Here is a 15,393-nt window from a genome sequence, read left to right as displayed (position 1 = left end):
CGGGGTTTCAGTGGGAGCGCGCGGCGTGCACGAGCGCCTCGATGAGGGACTCGGCGCTGCGATGGTCGGCGACCACGTCGACGCGAAGGCCGAGGGCGGCGGCATCCTTCGCCGTGCGCGGGCCGATGCAGGCGACCAGGGTCTCCGCCGGGACCGGCCCGAGCTGCTCCTGGACCTGCTGGGCAACGCTGCCGGAGGTGACGAGCAAGGCCCGCACCCGTCCGGCCGCGACATCCGCGACCACACGTTCGTCGACCGGGACCCCGATGGTGCGGTAGGCCACGACCGACTCGACGTCGTGGCCGATGCGGCGCAGACCCACGCTGAGCAGGGGTTTGGCGATTTCGGAGCGCAGGGCCAGGATGCGCAGCGGGATCACGCCGTTGGTGGCGGCCTCCCACTCCTCGAGCAGTCCGCGCGCCGAGTTGTCTTCGGACGGGACGATGTCGACCCGGTAGCCGGCCGCGACCAGCGCGGCGGCCGTGGTCTCGCCGACCGCGGCGATGCGTGTGCCGGGGGCGACGACGGCGCGGTGCGAGGTGAGCACGTCGACGGTCGTCGCGCTCGTGACCGTCATCCAGTCGAAGCCGCCCTCCGCGAGGCGGGCGAGTGCGGCCTCGAGGGCGGGCGCGTCGTCGGTCGGCGCGAAGTTGATCATCGGGGCGACGATGGGTTGGGCGCCCTGCGCGCGCAGCTTCGCGGCGACCTGGTCGCCCCAAGGCCCGCCGCGGGGCACGAGCACTCGCCAGCCGGCGAGCGGCTTGACCTCGATCGGCCGGGTCGGGTGATGCCGGGTGATCACGATGTCCCCTTCAGCGGGGCGAACTCGGCCGCGCCGCCGGCCAGCAGCTCGCGGGACGCGCGTTCGGCCACGTCTTTCGCGGCCTCGACCAGGTGGTAGGCGGAGTGGGACTCGGGGGTCGCAGCGTGGGAACTGGTGACCTTCCGGGTGCCGTCGGGGCTGTAGACGGTGGCGGTGAGGAAGAGCAGTCCGTCGTCGACAACGGCCGTCGCGCCGATCGGAGCCGCGCAGCCGGCCTCGAGGCGGGCGAGCACGAGCCGCTCGGCGGCCGTCGTCGCCTGCGTTCCGCCGTGGTTGATCGCGGCGAGGGCTTCGGCGAGCCGGCGGTCGGCCTTGCCCTCCCGGACCTCGATGGCCAGGGCGCCCTGGCCGGGGGCGGTCGGCCACGCCGACAGCTCGAGGAACTCGGGGGCAAGCTGGTCGAGGCGGCCCAGGCGGCCGAGGCCCGCGGCGGCGAGCACGACGGCGTCGAGGTCACCCTCGCCGACCCGGGCAAGCCGGGTGTCCACGTTGCCGCGGATGTCGACGACCTCGAGGTCGGGCCGGAGCGACCGAAGCTGCGCGGCGCGGCGCGGCGAGCCGGTGCCGACCCTGGCGCCCACGGGCAGGGTGGCGAGGGTCAAGCCGTCGCGGGCGCAGAGCACGTCGCGGGCATCCGCTCGCTTCGGCGTGGCGCCGATGGCGAGGCCCGGGTGCGCGCCGGTGGGCAGGTCCTTGAGCGAGTGCACGATCAGGTCGCAGTCTCCGGCGAGCAGCGACTCCCGCAGGGCGCTGGCGAAGACGCCGGTTCCACCGAGGCTCGACAGGGATTCTCGGCTGGTGTCGCCGTGCGAGGTGATCGGGATGATGTCGACGGGCGCGCCGGCCAGGGCCCCGATGCGGTTCGCGATCGCCGTGGTCTGCGCCAGGGCGAGGGCGCTGCCGCGGGTTCCGACCCGGAGTGCGGCGTTCGCCGCGTTCACGGTGCCATCCCCGCGACGGCGGGCTTGAAGCCCAGCCGAACGTTCTCACAGCAGCCCGGCCGGCACACGTCGTACCAGGGACCGAGCTCCGTCAGCGCGGGCCGCTCGGCCACCGGCGCGTCATTCAGCCGTTCGAGCACGAGGTCGATCAGGCCGCTCACGAACGCGGGATCAACGCCGGGGGTCGGCACCCGAACCGAGAAAAGCCCGTGTTCCGCGGCCGACTCGGTGGCCTCGTTGTCGAGGTCCCACATGACCTCCATGTGGTCGCTCACGAAACCGAGCGGCACGATCACGACGGCGCGGATGCCCCGGGCCGGCAGCAGCGCGATGGCGTCGTTGATGTCGGGCTCCAGCCACGGCATGCTCGGCGGCCCGCTGCGGGACTGGTAGACGAGCTGCCAGGGGGTCTCGACGGGCTCGGCCACGGAGGCCCCGGCCATCACGGCGTGCGCGACGGCGAGGTGTTGCGCCGCGTAGGCGCCTTCCGGCCCGAAGCCGCGTTCGGCCGGCCCGCTCTTTGCGGCATCCGTCATCGGGATCGAGTGGGTCGAGAACAGCACTTCGACCTCGGTGACGAGGTCGATGCCGGGAATGGCCGCCGCGACATCCGCGAGGCCCTTTCGGACGCCGGTGATGAACGGTGTGACGAAACCGGGGTGGTCGAAGAACTGGCGCACCTTGTCGATGTGCACCGTGCCCTCGAGCCCGGTGACGGCCAGGGCCTCCGCGAAGTCTTCGCGGTACTGGCGGCAGCCGGAGTAGGAGCTGTACGCGCTGGTGGCGATGGCCAGCAGCCTGTTCCGGCCGTTGGCGTGCGCCTCGGCGATCACGTCGCGCAGGTACGGGTTCCAGTTGCGGTTGCCCCAGAGCACCGGCAGGTCGATCCCGCGGCGTGCCAGCTCGGCCTCGAGCGAGGCCTTGAGCACGCGGTTCTGGCTGTTGATCGGGCTGATGCCGTCGAAGTGGCGGTAGTGTTTGGCCACCTCTTCGAGGCGTTCCTCCGGGATGCCGCGGCCGCGGGTGACGTTGCGCAGGAACGGGATGACGTCGTCCTGGCCCTCCGGCCCGCCGAAACCGGCGAGCACAATGGCGTCGTAAGCGGTCACTACTGCAGCACCTCGACGAGCTCGGCCGTCGTGATGCGCCGACCCGTGTAGAACGGGACTTCCTCGCGGACATGGCGGCGCGCCTCGGTGTTGCGCAGCTCCCGCATCAGGTCCACCAATTCGGTGAGCTCGTCGGATTCGATCGGCAGCAGCCACTCGTAGTCTCCGAGAGCGAAGGAGGAGACGGTGTTGGCGATGGCGCCGCGGAACGCAGCGCCCTTGCGCCCGTGGTCCGCGAGCATCTTGCTGCGCTCGGCCTCCGGCAGGAGGTACCACTCGTAGCTGCGCACGAACGGATAGACGGTGAGCCAGCCCTTGGGCTCGACCCCCCGCAGGAATCCGGGCACGTGGCTCTTGTTGAACTCGGCGTCGCGGTGCACGCCCATGGCGTTCCAGGTGGGGAGCAGGCTCTTGAGCAGGCGGCTGCGGCGCAGTTCCCGGTTGGCCCACTGCAGGGACTCCGCTTCGGCGGCGTGGGTCCAGATCATCAGGTCCGCGTCGGCTCGAAGGCCCGACACGTCGTAGAACCCGCGCACGGTCACGCCCTCGGCTTCGACGAGCGCCACGACGTCGTCGAGTTCGTTCACGGCACGCGGAACGTCATGACCGTCGAGGTCGTCGGGGTTGCGCGGATCCTTCCGCAGCACCGTGAACAGGGTGAACCCCTGCGGTGATGCCACGGGGGCATCGCTCTCGGTGTGGGTGGCGGGCTGGGTCGTGTCTACTGCCTCTCCGGCAGCCGGGTGAGTCATAACCACTAGTCTCTACCGCTTTGCGGCCAGAGCCAAAAGCAGCTCAGCGCTTGAGGACCGACCTGGCCCCGATCCAGACCACGGCGCCGGCCACAGCGGCGGCTGCAGCGGCAAGGCCCAGCAGCGCGGCCGGGTTGTCTTCGCCCAGCTGGCGGAGGCGCTGCGCCATCCGCGCCTGGGCTCTGTGCGCCCGCTTAGGCAGGTTGAGCTTGTACTCGAGGGCGTCGAGCGTCGACGCCAACTCGGCGCGGGCGCGCACGGCCTCGGCGCGCAACTCGGTCTTGCCGTGGGCCGGGGGCGTGGCGTTTCCGGGGACAACCTTCGGTGCGGTGCTCGTGGACGGCCCGGCACTCGCGGACGGCCTCGCTGTCGGCCTCGCAGTCGGCCTCGCAGTCGGCCTCGCTGTCGGCTCAGTGCTCATAGTCGCCCACTCCCTTCAACGCATCGACGTCGGCTCGGATGCTCGCGGTCACGCCCTCCGGGTCGCTCTGCGTGCCCTTCTTGACCCGGTTCACGCCGATCAGGACAAGGACCACCGCGATCAACAGCAGCCCGAAGCCCACGATCAGCGTGGCCAGCCACAGCGGCAGGACAAGGGCCAGCGCGATCACCGCGAGCGCGATGAGCACGCCGGTCGCGAAGAAGGCGAAGACGCCCGCGACGGCGAAGAGTCCAAGCCCGATGCCGACGTTCCTGGCCTTGCCGGCCATCTCGGCCTTGAAGGCGTTGAGTTCCGCCCTGACCAGGCTGCTGATCTGTCCGGGCAGCTCTCCGAGCAGCACGAACACTGATTTTTTCGTCTTCGGGTTGAATCCACTGGTGCTCATGGAAGTCCCTCCCCCGCCGGTGGCGGCTAGTTGGCGGACGACTCGGACGGCTTCGTAGCCGGCTTGGCTGCCGGCTTGGCTGCCGGCTTGGCCGGACGGGACTTGGCGCCCGTCGTGGGGCCCGCTGTTGCGTCCGTTGTTGCGCCCGCCTCGGCCACCTTGACCGCCGCGGCGGTGCGGGCGGCGGAGGCCGACTCGGACGGCGCCGGCTGAGCCCCGGCGGACCTGGCGGACTTGGCGGACCTCGCGGACTTGGCGGACTTGGCGGACTTCTCCTGGGCCTTGTCCTGGACCTGCGTGAAGACCTTCTTGCCGGCCTCGAAGAGCACCGACGGCACGTCGCCGACGGCCTCGAGGGCGAAATCGCGCACCTCGGTCACGCGGCGCTGCACCGGCTTGGCGTTCCACAGATCCTTCGCCGACGCGGCGATCTGCTCATAGCGCTGGCGCCCAGCACGCGCGCCCAGCACGTATCCGACCAGTCCGCCGGTGATGAACAGAAGCTTTCCCCGCATTGTCACTCCATTCGTCGACTTTCACGTGTGCACCAGCGTAGCCCGGTTGTCCAGCCCGGCCGCGGTGGATCAGAGACCGAGCGCGGCGTGCCGCACCCGGGAGGACGCGGCGAGGGCATCCGGGATCACGGAGGCCAGGCCCGTCCCGGCCAGCCAGGCGCCGGTGATGTCGATCCCCGGGATCGCCTCGAGGGTCTCGCGCACCCGGCGCACACGGCCCGCTGCGCCGATGGTCGCGGGTGAGAGGGCGTCACCCCAAACGGTTCGGGCGAACCCCCGCACCGCGGCGGGGTCGAGGTCGACGCCCAGCAGCGCCGAGGCGTCGCGCACGGCGAGGTCCCTGAGCTCGTCGTCGGAGAGGTGGGCGACGGGGCTCTCCTGCCCGGCCCGGCCGTAGGACAACCTCAGGACGTGCCGTCCGGGGCCGGCGGCCTCGGCCACCCAGGCCCACTTCGCGCTGACGTGGGTCAGCGCCTTCGCCGTGACACCGGGGGTACCCGCCCCCACGAGCACGCCGGTGCCGCGAGGGTGCTCGTCGAGGGCCGGGGCGTCGATGACGATCGTCGCAAGCTCGACGGCGGCCGGACGCGGCCAGTCGAGTTCGGCGAGCGCCGCGGCTTCGGGCGTGACGCCGGCGAGCAGGCGGAGGGCCTGCGCGCCGGGGGTCGCGATGATCACGAAGCGGCCCTCCAGGGTCGATCCGGTGGCAGTGGCAGCGCCGAGGAGAGCGGCGGCGGCCCCTTCGGCGGCCGGAGCGGCGGGGAGAGCGGCGGCGGCCCCTTCGGCGGCCGGAGCGGCGGGGAGAGCGGCGGCGGCCCCTTCGGCGGCGGGGGCGGCGGGGGCGGCCAGCGTCACCGTCCAGGTCGGTTCCTGCTCGCTTCCCGCCTCGCTTCCTTTCTCGCTTCCGGCCGCGCCGCCGGTGCGTGCGAGGGCGGTGACCGGCGAGCCGGTGCGCACGTCGACTCCGTAGTGGTCGAGGTCGGCGAGCAACGCGTCGACGAGCCGCGACATCCCGCCGCGAAGCCCCCCGATGGCCGAGCCGGCCGGCGCCGCGGCGCGCATCGCGGTCACGGCCCCGGAGAGCGAGCCGGCGGTGGTGAGCGCCGCATTCAGGCCGGGGGCGACCAGATCGACCTCGAGGTCGGCGGCGGAGGCCGAATAGACCCCGCCCGCCACGGGCTCGACGAGCCGGTCGAGCACGCGTCGGCCCATCCGTTTCTCCACTAGCTCGCCGAGGCTGTGCTCGCGGCCGATCTTCAGCACGGGCATGAGCCGGTCGAGGTAGGCGCGCCAGGCGCCGCCCCAGCCGATCACCCGGCGCACGTCGTCGGCCAGCGGGGAGCCGGGGATGCCGAGCACGCCGGCCCGGGGCAGCGGCACGCTCAACGACCCGGGTGCCGAGCCGTTCGCGGGCAGGTGGAGCCAGGCGCCGGCCGGGTTCGGGGCGATGACCTCGCCGGACAGTCCCAGCCCGTCGATGAACTCGGCCACCGTGTTCCGCCGCACGGCGAAGCTTTCGGCACCGCTGTCGAGGGTCAGCCCGGCAACCTCGTGGCCGGCGACCGCGCCGCCGACGGCATCCGTTGCCTCGAGCACGGTCACGCGCAGCCCGACGTGCGCGCAGGCCCGGGCCGCGACCAGGCCGGCCACTCCCCCGCCGATGACCAGGACGTCCCGCAGGCCGGCGCCTTCCGCTTCGCTCATGTCGGTCAGGCGGATGCTGCGCTGTGCTCGTGCACGAAGCCCACGATCCGGGTCAGCACGTCCGGGTCGGTTTCCGGCGGGACGCCGTGGCCGAGGTTGAGCACGTGCGCCGGCGCCAGGCGACCGCGCTCGAGCACGTCGCGCAGGTGAGCCTCGAGCACTGGCCACGGCGCTGCGAGGAGCGCGGGGTCGACGTTGCCCTGGATCGGAACGACGCCGCCGAGCCGGCGGTTGGCCTCGTCCAGCGGGATCCGGTAGTCGACGCCGACGACGTCAGCACCGATGCCGTGCATCTCCTTGAGCAGCTCGCCGGTGCCCACGCCGAAGTGCACGACGGGCACGTTGCGACGGATCTCGGTCGGGTCGGCGGCTTCGTCCGGCGTGCGCTCGATGTAGGTGAGGTCGCGCACGTGCGAGATCGCCTGCGCAGAGGCGGGGGCGACGTAGGCCGCGTAGTCCTCGAGTGAGAGCGCGCCGGCCCAGGAGTCGAACAGCTGCGCGGCGCTGGCTCCGGCGAGCACCTGGGCGCGGAGGAACCGGCCGGTCACCTCGGCCGTCCAGTCCATCAGCGCCGCCCAGGCCTCGGGGTCCGCGTGCATGAGCGTGCGGGCGTGGATGTGATCCTTCGACGGCCCCCCCTCGACGAGGTAGGCGGCGAGGGTGAACGGCGCCCCGGCGAAACCGATCAGCGGGGTGCCGCCGAGCTCGGCGACCGTGCGGGCGACCGCCTCGGAGATCGGTGCCAGGGCGTCGTCGAGGATGGCCGGGTCGAGGGAGGTGAGCGCCGCGACATCTTTCGCCGTGCGCGTCGCCGTGCCGAGGACCGGGCCCTTGCCGGCCACGATCTCGACGTCGACGCCGACGAGCTTGAGCGGGACGACGATGTCGCTGAAGAAGATCCCCGCGTCGACGCCGTGGCGGCGCACCGGCTGCAGCGTGATTTCGCTGGCCAGCTCCGGGTCGAGGCAGACGTCGAGCATCCGCGTGCCGACGCGAAGTTCGCGGTATTCGGGCAGCGAACGGCCCGCCTGGCGCATGAACCAGACCGGGGTCACATCGGGCCGGGTGCCCTGGTAGGCACGGATGAGGCGGGAGCCGGCGGTCTGGCCGGAGGAGAGGGGATGCTGCGCGTCGAGGTTCACACCTTCGATTCTGTCAAACATCCATCGACGTAACGATTCCGGGGGTTCGGCGACCCGACGTAGAATCGAGGACGTGCTGATTTGTCTGTCCGCGAGTCACAAGAACTCCAGCTTCGATGTGCTGGAGAAATTGTCCGTCGGCGCCAGCGCCTCCGCGGACCGGATGCTCGAGCGCCACACCTCCCTCAGCGGAGCCGTCATCGTCGCCACCTGCAACCGGTTCGAGGCCTACCTCGACCTCGATGAGCCGTTCGGGGTCTCCCCACTGCCGGCCGTCTCCGCCGCCATCGAGGCGATCAGCGCCAGCACCGGCGTGGCCGCAGACACGCTCCGCGACACCCTCGACCTCGTGCACGGCAACGGCGTCGCCGAGCACCTGTTCGCCGTGACCAGCGGCCTTGAATCCGTCGTCGTCGGCGAGGGGGAGATTGCCGGGCAGGTGCGTCGCGCCCTCGAGCAGGCTCGCGCGCACGGCACCACCAGCGGTGAGCTGGAGCGCCTGTTCCAGCGCGCTTCGCAGACCTCCCGCGGTGTCAAGAACCGCACCGGCATCGGCGCGGCCGGGCGCTCTCTCGTGCGCCTCGCCCTCGAGCTGGCCGAAAGCCGAGTGAGCGACTGGGCAGAGACCCGGGTGCTTCTGGTCGGAACCGGACGCTACGCCGGCGCCTCGCTCGCCGCTTTGCGCGACCTCGGAGCCGAGAACGTTCGGGTCTACTCGCCGTCCGGCCGGGCCCTGAAGTTCGCCAGGTCGCACGGCATCGACGCCGTCCCCGAACTCGCGTTCGCCCGCGAAGCGGCCGAGTGCGACCTCATCCTCACCTGCACGACCGTCGACCACCACGTGATCGATGCCGCCCTTCTCGGCGCCGGACGGGCGCTCCTGACCGAACGCGAGGCCCTGCAGGACGGCGTCACTCTCCTCGCGAGCCCGGCCGATGCCGCCGGGGTCGCCGCTGCGGATGCCGCTGCGGATGCCGTCGGGGACGCCGACCGGCCGGCTGCCGCGATCGACGCTCCGCGCCAGCTCATCATCGACCTCGGGCTGCCCCGCAACGTCGACCCTGACGTCAGCCTCGTACCCGGCATCGAACTCCTCGACCTCGAGACCATCCGCATCCATGCCCCGCTCGAAGAGCTGAACAGCACCAGCGAGGCACGACAACTCGTGACCAGGGCCGCCCGGAAGTTCACGGCCGTCACCGAGGAGCAGAGCCTGGCCCCGGCTGTCGTGGCGCTGCGCAGCTACGTCTTCGACATCCTCGACGCCGAAATCGAGCGGGCGCGCGGCCGCGGCGATGCGAGCGAGCAGACCGAAGCGGCGCTTCGACACCTTGCCGGGGTGCTGCTGCACACGCCGATGGTGCGATCGCGCTCCCTCGCCCGTGCCGGGGAGCAGGAGTCGTTCCTGACCGGCCTCGACGCCCTGTTCGGCATCCAGGTCTCCCTGCCGGCCGCGGGAACGGCGCAGGCCGGCCAGGAGGCCACGCCGGACTCCGCCCCGGACGCGGGCACCGCGGCCTCGTGACCAGGTCCGTCGGCGCCACACTGCCCGTCGACGCGCATGCGATCCGCACCGACCGCCTGCTGCTGCGCCCGCTGACCGAAGCCGACGCGGACGACGTCTTCTCCTACCAGTCCCTGCCGGAGGCGGTGCGCTACCTGCCGTGGCCGCTGCGCGACCGGGAGGAATCCCGCGAGCACACCCTGAAGCGGGCCGGTTTCACTCGCCTGGCCAACGACAAGGACGCGATCATCCTCGCGGCGGAGCTGCCGGGCCCGGACGGGGAGCCCGGCCCGGTGATCGGCGACCTGAGCATCTTCCTCCAGAGCGCCGTGAACGCCCAGGTGTCGATCGGCTGGGTGTTCCACCCGATCCGCCACGGCCGGGGCTACGCAACCGAGGCGGCCCGCGTGCTCGAGTTCGTTTTCACCGAGATCGGTGCCCATCGGGTCTTCGCCGAGGTCGACCCCAGGAATACGCCATCCGTGGCGCTGTGCCGGCGACTGGGCATGCGGCTGGAGGGGATCTTCGTCGAGAACGAGATCTTCAAGGGTGAGTGGAGCGACCTCGCCGTGTTCGCGATCCTGGATCGCGAGTGGGGTGACGCGCGCTAGCTGCGCCTGCTCGTCGCCGAGACTCGCCGTTTCTGCCGAGAATGGCCGTTGCACCGGCGACTCTCGGCAGGAACGGGGATTTTCGGCACGGGGCGCCGTCTGCGAGCATGGGCGGATGCGAGCGGTCTACTTCGAAGAATTCGGCATCCTGCCCGAGGTGCGCGAGGTGCCGGACCCGGTGCCGAGCCCGGCGGGCGTCATCGTGCGCGTCGAGGCGACGGGCCTCTGCCGCAGCGACTGGCACGGCTGGATGGGGCACGATCCCGACATCGCCCTGCCGCATGTCCCCGGGCACGAACTGGTCGGGGTGATCGAGGCGGTCGGTCCCGATGTGCGCCGCTTCTCGGTCGGCCAGCGGGTGACCGTGCCCTTCGTCTGCGCGTGCGGCGACTGCCCCGAGTGCGCGAGCGGCAACGGCCAGGTCTGCCGGAACCAGACCCAGCCGGGGTTCACCCACTGGGGCTCGTACGCCGAGCTGGTCGCGCTGCACAACGCCGACGTCAACCTCATTGCCCTGCCGGGCGACCTGGATGCCGGCGCGGCCGCCCTGCTCGGCTGCCGGTTCGCGACCTCCTACCGCGGGCTCGTGCACCAGGCCCGGCTGGCCGCCGGCGAGACGCTCGTGGTCGTCGGCTGCGGCGGGGTGGGACTCTCCGCCGTGATGATCGGCCGGGCCCTCGGCGCGGTCGTGATCGCCGTCGACATCAGCGCCGCGGCTCTCGACGCAGCGTCGCGGGTGGGAGCCGCGCACACCGTCAACTCCGCCGGACTCTCCGACGTCGAGGTCGTCGCGCGCATCCGCGCTCTCGCCCCCGACGGCGCGGAGGTCACGGTCGAGGCCCTCGGCCGGGAGAACACCGTGGGCATCGCCATCCGTTCGCTCGCCATCCGCGGGCGGCACGTGCAGATCGGGCTGCTGCCCACAGACCCTCGGGTTCCTCTGGGCCTCGTCATCGCGCGGGAACTCACCGTGCTCGGCAGCCACGGGATGCCCGCCCACGACTACTCCGAGCTTCTCGCGCTCGTCGCCTCCGGCCGGTTGCGACCGCAAGACCTGATCAGCACGAGAATCACCCTCGACGAGGCCCCCGCCGCCCTGGCCGCGATGTCGGCCGCGACCCCCGCCGCGGGCGTCACCCTGATCGAAGTGTCCCGCCCCGCCCGCTCCTGACTCCTCCGCTTCACCGCCGTCGCCGCGGTTCCGGCCCGCGGTTGAGGCAGTTGTGGGCAGTTGTGGTGGCGAACTCAGGAGAAACCGCACGGCCACGCGGATCGGCCGCGCCATTCCGCGGCGGCAGCCCACCGAACTACGGATTCTCCTGAGTTCGCCACCACGGAAACGCCGCGGACGAGGCGCGGGGTTCAGGGTCGAGCGGGTCCTGCTAAGCGCCGCGGAGGCGCTCGGCGAGGTAGGCGTCGAGCTTGTCGAGCGGGATGCGCTCCTGCGCCATGGTGTCGCGGTCGCGCACGGTGACGGCCTGGTCCTCGAGCGAGTCGAAGTCGACCGTGACGCAGTACGGGGTGCCGATCTCGTCCTGCCGGCGGTAGCGGCGTCCGATCGCGCCGGCGTCGTCGAAGTCCACGTTCCAGGACTCGCGCAGCCGGGCCGCAAGGGTCTTGGCCATCGGCGAGAGGGCCTCGTTGCGCGACAGCGGCAGCACGGCGACCTTGACCGGAGCGAGGCGCGGGTCGAGCTTGAGCACGGTGCGCTTGTCCACGCCGCCCTTCGCGTTGGGCACTTCCTCCTCGTGGTACGCGTCCACGAGGAACGCCATCAGCGAGCGGGTCAGCCCGGCGGCCGGCTCGATCACGAAGGGAACCCAACGCTCGTTCTTCGTCTGGTCGAAGTACGAGAGGTCCTTGCCGGATGCCGCCGCGTGCGTCTTCAGGTCGAAGTCGGTGCGGTTCGCCACACCCTCGAGCTCGCCGAACTCGCTGCCGGTGAAACCGAAACGGTACTCGATGTCCACGGTGCGCTTGGAGTAGTGGGAGAGCTTCTCCTGCGGGTGCTCGAAGAGGCGCAGGTTCTCGGGATTGATGCCGAGACCGGTGTACCAGGCCAGCCGCGTGTCGATCCAGTACTGGTGCCATTCCTCGTCCGTGCCGGGCTCGACGAAGAATTCCATCTCCATCTGCTCGAACTCGCGGGTGCGGAAAATGAAGTTTCCGGGCGTGATCTCGTTGCGGAAGCTCTTGCCGGTCTGGCCGATCCCGAACGGCGGCTTCATCCGCGCCGCCTGCAGCACGTTGGCGAAGTTCACGAAGATGCCCTGCGCGGTCTCCGGGCGCAGGTAGTGCAGCCCGGATTCGTCGTCGACCGGGCCGAGGTAGGTCTTGAGCAGGCCGGAGAAGGCACGCGGCTCGGTCCAGGTGTTGCGGTTGCCGCAGTTCGGGCAGGGGATGCCGTCGAGTCCTCCCTCGGCGGCGCGGCCCTTCCTCTCCTCGAATTCCTCCTCGAGGTGGTCGGCGCGGAAGCGCTTGTGGCAGCTGGTGCACTCGACCAGCGGGTCGCTGAAGACCTCGACGTGGCCGGATGCCTCCCAGACCTGCTTGGGCAGGATGACGGATGAATCGAGCCCGACGACGTCCTCGCGCCCGGTGACCATGGTGCGCCACCACTGCCTCTTGATGTTCTCCTTGAGCTCAACCCCGAGCGGTCCGTAGTCCCAGGCGGACCGGGATCCGCCGTAGATTTCACCGGCCTGGAAGACGAACCCGCGGTGGCGGGCGAGGGCGATGACGGAATCAAGACGGGAGAGTGCGGCCACGGTGGCTCCAATGGTCGGGAAGGAAAAGGAGGGAAAGCCCCATTTTAGGCGCTCGTCCGGCGCCCGAACGCCCTGCTGCTAGCGTTGCCGAGGAAGTCCGCAGCCAGCCGCGGGTTCTCGAGGGAGCGAAAATGAGCACGACGCCGAGATCATCGAAGGATGCGAACGAGGATTCCACCGGTCTGCAACTGGTCCCGGATCGACTGCCCGTGGCCGTGGAGGAGAGCGTCCTCGAGGCCGAGCGCCGCAACTGGACTCCCGCCAAAATTGCACTCTGGGCAGGTATTTCCCTCGTCGGCGCCGTCAGCTGGGTCATGCTCGCCGTGGTTCGCGGCGAGACCGTCAACGCGGCCTGGTTCGTCTTCGCGGCCGTCGCCACCTACCTGATCGCCTACCGCTTCTACTCCCGCTTCATCGAGAAGCACCTGCTGCGGCCCGACGACCGCCGGGCGACCCCGGCCGAATACAAGGCCGACGGCAAGGACTACGCCGTCACCGACCGTCGAGTGCTCTTCGGGCACCACTTCGCCGCCATCGCCGGCGCCGGCCCGCTCGTCGGCCCGGTCCTGGCCGCCCAGATGGGCTACCTGCCCGGCACGATCTGGATCATCGTCGGCGTCATCCTCGCCGGAGCAGTGCAGGACTACCTGATCCTGTTCTTCTCCATGCGCCGCGGCGGCCGCTCCCTCGGCCAGATGGCCAGGGACGAGCTCGGCGTCATCGGCGGCACCGCCGCCCTCGTCGCGACCCTCGTGATCATGGTCATCATCGTGGCCATCCTCGCCCTCGTCGTCGTCAACGCGCTGGCGGAGAGCCCCTGGGGCGTCTTCTCGGTCTCGATGACCATCCCGATCGCCCTGCTGATGGGCGTCTACCTGCGTTTCTTCCGGCCGGGCAAGGTGACCGAGGTCTCGATCATCGGTTTCGTGCTGCTGATCGCCGCCATCATCGGCGGCGGGATGATCGCCGGCACCGAATGGGGTTCGGCCTTCTTCCTTCTCGACAAGGTCACGATCGCCTGGGGCATCATCATCTACGGCTTCATCGCCGCGATCCTGCCGGTCTGGCTGCTGCTGGCCCCGCGGGACTACCTCTCCACCTTCATGAAGATCGGCACGATCCTGATGCTGGCCGTCGCGATCGTCATCGTGCGGCCGGAGATCAACGTTCCCGCGGTCAGTGAGTTCGCGGCGGCCGGCGGTCCCGTGGTCAGCGGTTCGCTCTTCCCGTTCCTCTTCGTCACGATCGCCTGCGGCGCGCTGTCCGGATTCCACGCGCTGATCGCATCCGGCACCACGCCCAAGCTCGTCCAGAAGGAGCGCCAGACCCGGTTCATCGGCTACGGCGGCATGCTGATGGAGTCCTTCGTTGCGATCATGGCTCTCGTCGCCGCGCTGTCGATCGACCGCGGGATCTACTTCGCCATGAACTCCCCCGTCGCCCTCACCGGCGGTACGGTCGAGGGCGCCGTCGCCTTCGTCAACAGCCTGGGCCTGACCGGCGTCAACCTGACCCCCGACATGCTCACGCAGACGGCGAAGAATGTCGGCGAGGAATCGATCGTCTCCCGCACCGGTGGGGCGCCGACCCTCTCCGTCGGGCTGGCGCACATCATGCAGCAGGTGGCCGGCGGCACCGGGATGATGGCGTTCTGGTACCACTTCGCCATCATGTTCGAGGCGCTGTTCATCCTCACCGCCGTCGACGCCGGCACCCGGGTCGCCCGGTTCATGATGCAGGACAGCCTGGGCAACTTCTTCCCGAAGTTCAAGGACACCTCCTGGCGCGTGGGCGCCTGGCTCGCCACCGCGGTCATGGTGGGGGCGTGGGGCGCCGTGCTGCTGATGGGCGTGACCGACCCGCTCGGCGGGATCAACACGCTCTTCCCGCTGTTCGGCATCGCCAACCAGCTGCTGGCTGCGATCGCGCTGGCCGTCTCGATGGCCATCATCGCCAAGCGCGGCAACTTCCGCTACCTGTGGATCGTGGCCCTGCCCCTCTCGTTCGCCGCCGTCGTGACCATCTATGCGTCGTTCCTGAAGATCTTCTCGACCGTCCCGAACGTGGGCTACTTCGCGCAGAACAAGGCGTTCTCGGACGCCCTCGCGGCCGGGGAGACCAGCTTCGGCGCCGCCCCGACGGTGCAGGCTATGGAGGCCGTCGTGCGCAACACGATGGTGCAGGGGCTGCTCTCGATCCTCTTCGTCACACTCGCCATCATCGTCATCGCCACCGCGATCGTCGCCACCTGGAAGGCGTACCGCTCGGGCTCGAGCACGACCGACGAGGATCCGGCCGTGCAGTCCCGGATCTTCGGCCCGGCCGCGTTCGTGCCGACCGCAGCCGAGAAGGAGCTCGAGGTCCAGTGGGACGCACAGGCCGCTGAGCTGAAGGCGGCTCTTCTGCCGAGGGCAGCCCGGTCCGGCCGATGAGGGATGTCCTCGCCGCGGTACGCACCGGCGCCAGGGGAATCGCCTGGTTCGTCCGGGGCGTGCTCGGCGAGGACGCCTACGACAAGTACGTCGCGCACCACGCGGCGACCCACGGCGGGGCGGAGGCCGGAACCTGCGGCATCGGAGAGCCCGTGATGACCGAGCGCCAGTTCTGGCGCGACCAGACCGACCGGCAGCAGAAGAACCCGCAGAACCGCTGCTGCTGAGGGCGTCCCCGCCGTGCGCGGTCGGCCGGCCGTCGGGA

Annotated in this window: 15 protein-coding genes; 5 read left to right on the top strand and 10 right to left on the bottom strand. The window is 70.8% G+C overall.

Features of this window, described 5'->3' with window-relative positions; genetic code table 11:
- Nucleotides 1-7: 7 nt before the first annotated feature.
- The 9 genes from E3T54_RS14430 to hemE all read right to left on the bottom strand — a co-directional run bounded on the left by E3T54_RS14430 (nucleotide 8) and on the right by hemE (nucleotide 7,834).
- Nucleotides 8-802, bottom strand: coding sequence for a uroporphyrinogen-III synthase (locus E3T54_RS14430; protein WP_241977244.1), 795 nt, complete (start codon nucleotides 800-802; stop codon nucleotides 8-10).
- The gene (gene hemC / locus E3T54_RS14425; RefSeq protein WP_134476293.1) at nucleotides 799-1,764 is read right to left on the bottom strand and encodes a hydroxymethylbilane synthase; all 966 of its coding nucleotides are present in this window, start codon (nucleotides 1,762-1,764) and stop codon (nucleotides 799-801) included. Before hemC ends, E3T54_RS14430 begins: the two co-directional genes overlap by 4 nt.
- Nucleotides 1,761-2,873, bottom strand: a complete 1,113-nt coding sequence (locus tag E3T54_RS14420; RefSeq protein WP_166804932.1) for a ferrochelatase — start codon at nucleotides 2,871-2,873, stop codon at nucleotides 1,761-1,763. Before E3T54_RS14420 ends, hemC begins: the two co-directional genes overlap by 4 nt.
- Nucleotides 2,873-3,625, bottom strand: coding sequence for a hydrogen peroxide-dependent heme synthase (hemQ, locus tag E3T54_RS14415; RefSeq protein WP_134476292.1), 753 nt, complete (start codon nucleotides 3,623-3,625; stop codon nucleotides 2,873-2,875). The genes E3T54_RS14420 and hemQ overlap by 1 nt, the downstream gene beginning before the upstream one ends.
- Before the next feature lie 43 nt (nucleotides 3,626-3,668).
- A complete protein-coding gene (locus tag E3T54_RS17630; RefSeq protein WP_134476291.1) occupies nucleotides 3,669-4,046 on the bottom strand; it encodes a DUF3618 domain-containing protein in 378 nt (125 codons plus the stop codon).
- On the bottom strand, nucleotides 4,036-4,452 hold the full coding sequence (locus E3T54_RS14405) for a phage holin family protein (protein WP_134476290.1): 417 nt from the start codon (nucleotides 4,450-4,452) through the stop codon (nucleotides 4,036-4,038). The genes E3T54_RS17630 and E3T54_RS14405 overlap by 11 nt, the downstream gene beginning before the upstream one ends.
- Nucleotides 4,453-4,478: 26 nt before the next feature.
- Nucleotides 4,479-4,967 carry a hypothetical protein gene (locus E3T54_RS14400; protein ID WP_134476289.1) on the bottom strand — a complete coding sequence of 163 codons (489 nt, stop codon included), beginning with the start codon at nucleotides 4,965-4,967 and terminating at the stop codon, nucleotides 4,479-4,481.
- 69 nt (nucleotides 4,968-5,036) lie between these two features.
- Nucleotides 5,037-6,671, bottom strand: coding sequence for an NAD(P)/FAD-dependent oxidoreductase (locus E3T54_RS14395; RefSeq protein ID WP_134476288.1), 1,635 nt, complete (start codon nucleotides 6,669-6,671; stop codon nucleotides 5,037-5,039).
- 5 nt (nucleotides 6,672-6,676) lie between these two features.
- Nucleotides 6,677-7,834, bottom strand: a complete 1,158-nt coding sequence (gene hemE, locus E3T54_RS14390) for a uroporphyrinogen decarboxylase (RefSeq protein WP_134476287.1) — start codon at nucleotides 7,832-7,834, stop codon at nucleotides 6,677-6,679.
- Between the two features lie 52 nt (nucleotides 7,835-7,886).
- Between hemE and E3T54_RS14385 the strand changes: the two genes are divergently transcribed.
- From E3T54_RS14385 to E3T54_RS14375, 3 genes are all read left to right on the top strand, one after another.
- On the top strand, nucleotides 7,887-9,338 hold the full coding sequence (locus E3T54_RS14385; RefSeq protein ID WP_134476286.1) for a glutamyl-tRNA reductase: 1,452 nt from the start codon (nucleotides 7,887-7,889) through the stop codon (nucleotides 9,336-9,338).
- Nucleotides 9,335-9,928, top strand: a complete 594-nt coding sequence (locus E3T54_RS14380; RefSeq protein ID WP_134476285.1) for a GNAT family N-acetyltransferase — start codon at nucleotides 9,335-9,337, stop codon at nucleotides 9,926-9,928. The genes E3T54_RS14385 and E3T54_RS14380 overlap by 4 nt, the downstream gene beginning before the upstream one ends.
- A 115-nt stretch (nucleotides 9,929-10,043) precedes the next feature.
- Nucleotides 10,044-11,099 (top strand): alcohol dehydrogenase catalytic domain-containing protein, encoded by a 1,056-nt coding sequence (locus E3T54_RS14375; protein WP_134476284.1) that lies wholly within the window; start codon nucleotides 10,044-10,046, stop codon nucleotides 11,097-11,099.
- A 211-nt stretch (nucleotides 11,100-11,310) separates the two neighbouring features.
- Here the strand turns inward: E3T54_RS14375 and E3T54_RS14370 are convergent, their stop codons facing one another.
- On the bottom strand, nucleotides 11,311-12,696 hold the full coding sequence (locus tag E3T54_RS14370; RefSeq protein ID WP_092322512.1) for a glycine--tRNA ligase: 1,386 nt from the start codon (nucleotides 12,694-12,696) through the stop codon (nucleotides 11,311-11,313).
- 131 nt (nucleotides 12,697-12,827) lie between these two features.
- Here E3T54_RS14370 and E3T54_RS14365 point away from each other — a divergent pair, with 131 nt between their 5' ends.
- Both E3T54_RS14365 and E3T54_RS14360 read left to right on the top strand, forming a co-directional pair.
- On the top strand, nucleotides 12,828-15,128 hold the full coding sequence (locus E3T54_RS14365) for a carbon starvation CstA family protein (protein WP_134476283.1): 2,301 nt from the start codon (nucleotides 12,828-12,830) through the stop codon (nucleotides 15,126-15,128).
- Nucleotides 15,125-15,355 (top strand): YbdD/YjiX family protein, encoded by a 231-nt coding sequence (locus tag E3T54_RS14360; RefSeq protein WP_092322515.1) that lies wholly within the window; start codon nucleotides 15,125-15,127, stop codon nucleotides 15,353-15,355. Before E3T54_RS14365 ends, E3T54_RS14360 begins: the two co-directional genes overlap by 4 nt.
- Nucleotides 15,356-15,393 lie beyond the last annotated feature (38 nt).

The sequence above is a fragment of the Cryobacterium sp. Sr8 genome (genome assembly GCF_004403225.1).
Taxonomy (GTDB): domain Bacteria; phylum Actinomycetota; class Actinomycetes; order Actinomycetales; family Microbacteriaceae; genus Cryobacterium; species Cryobacterium psychrotolerans.
Note: the sequence above shows the minus strand (reverse complement) of the source record. Positions and strands in the feature narration are given on the sequence as shown.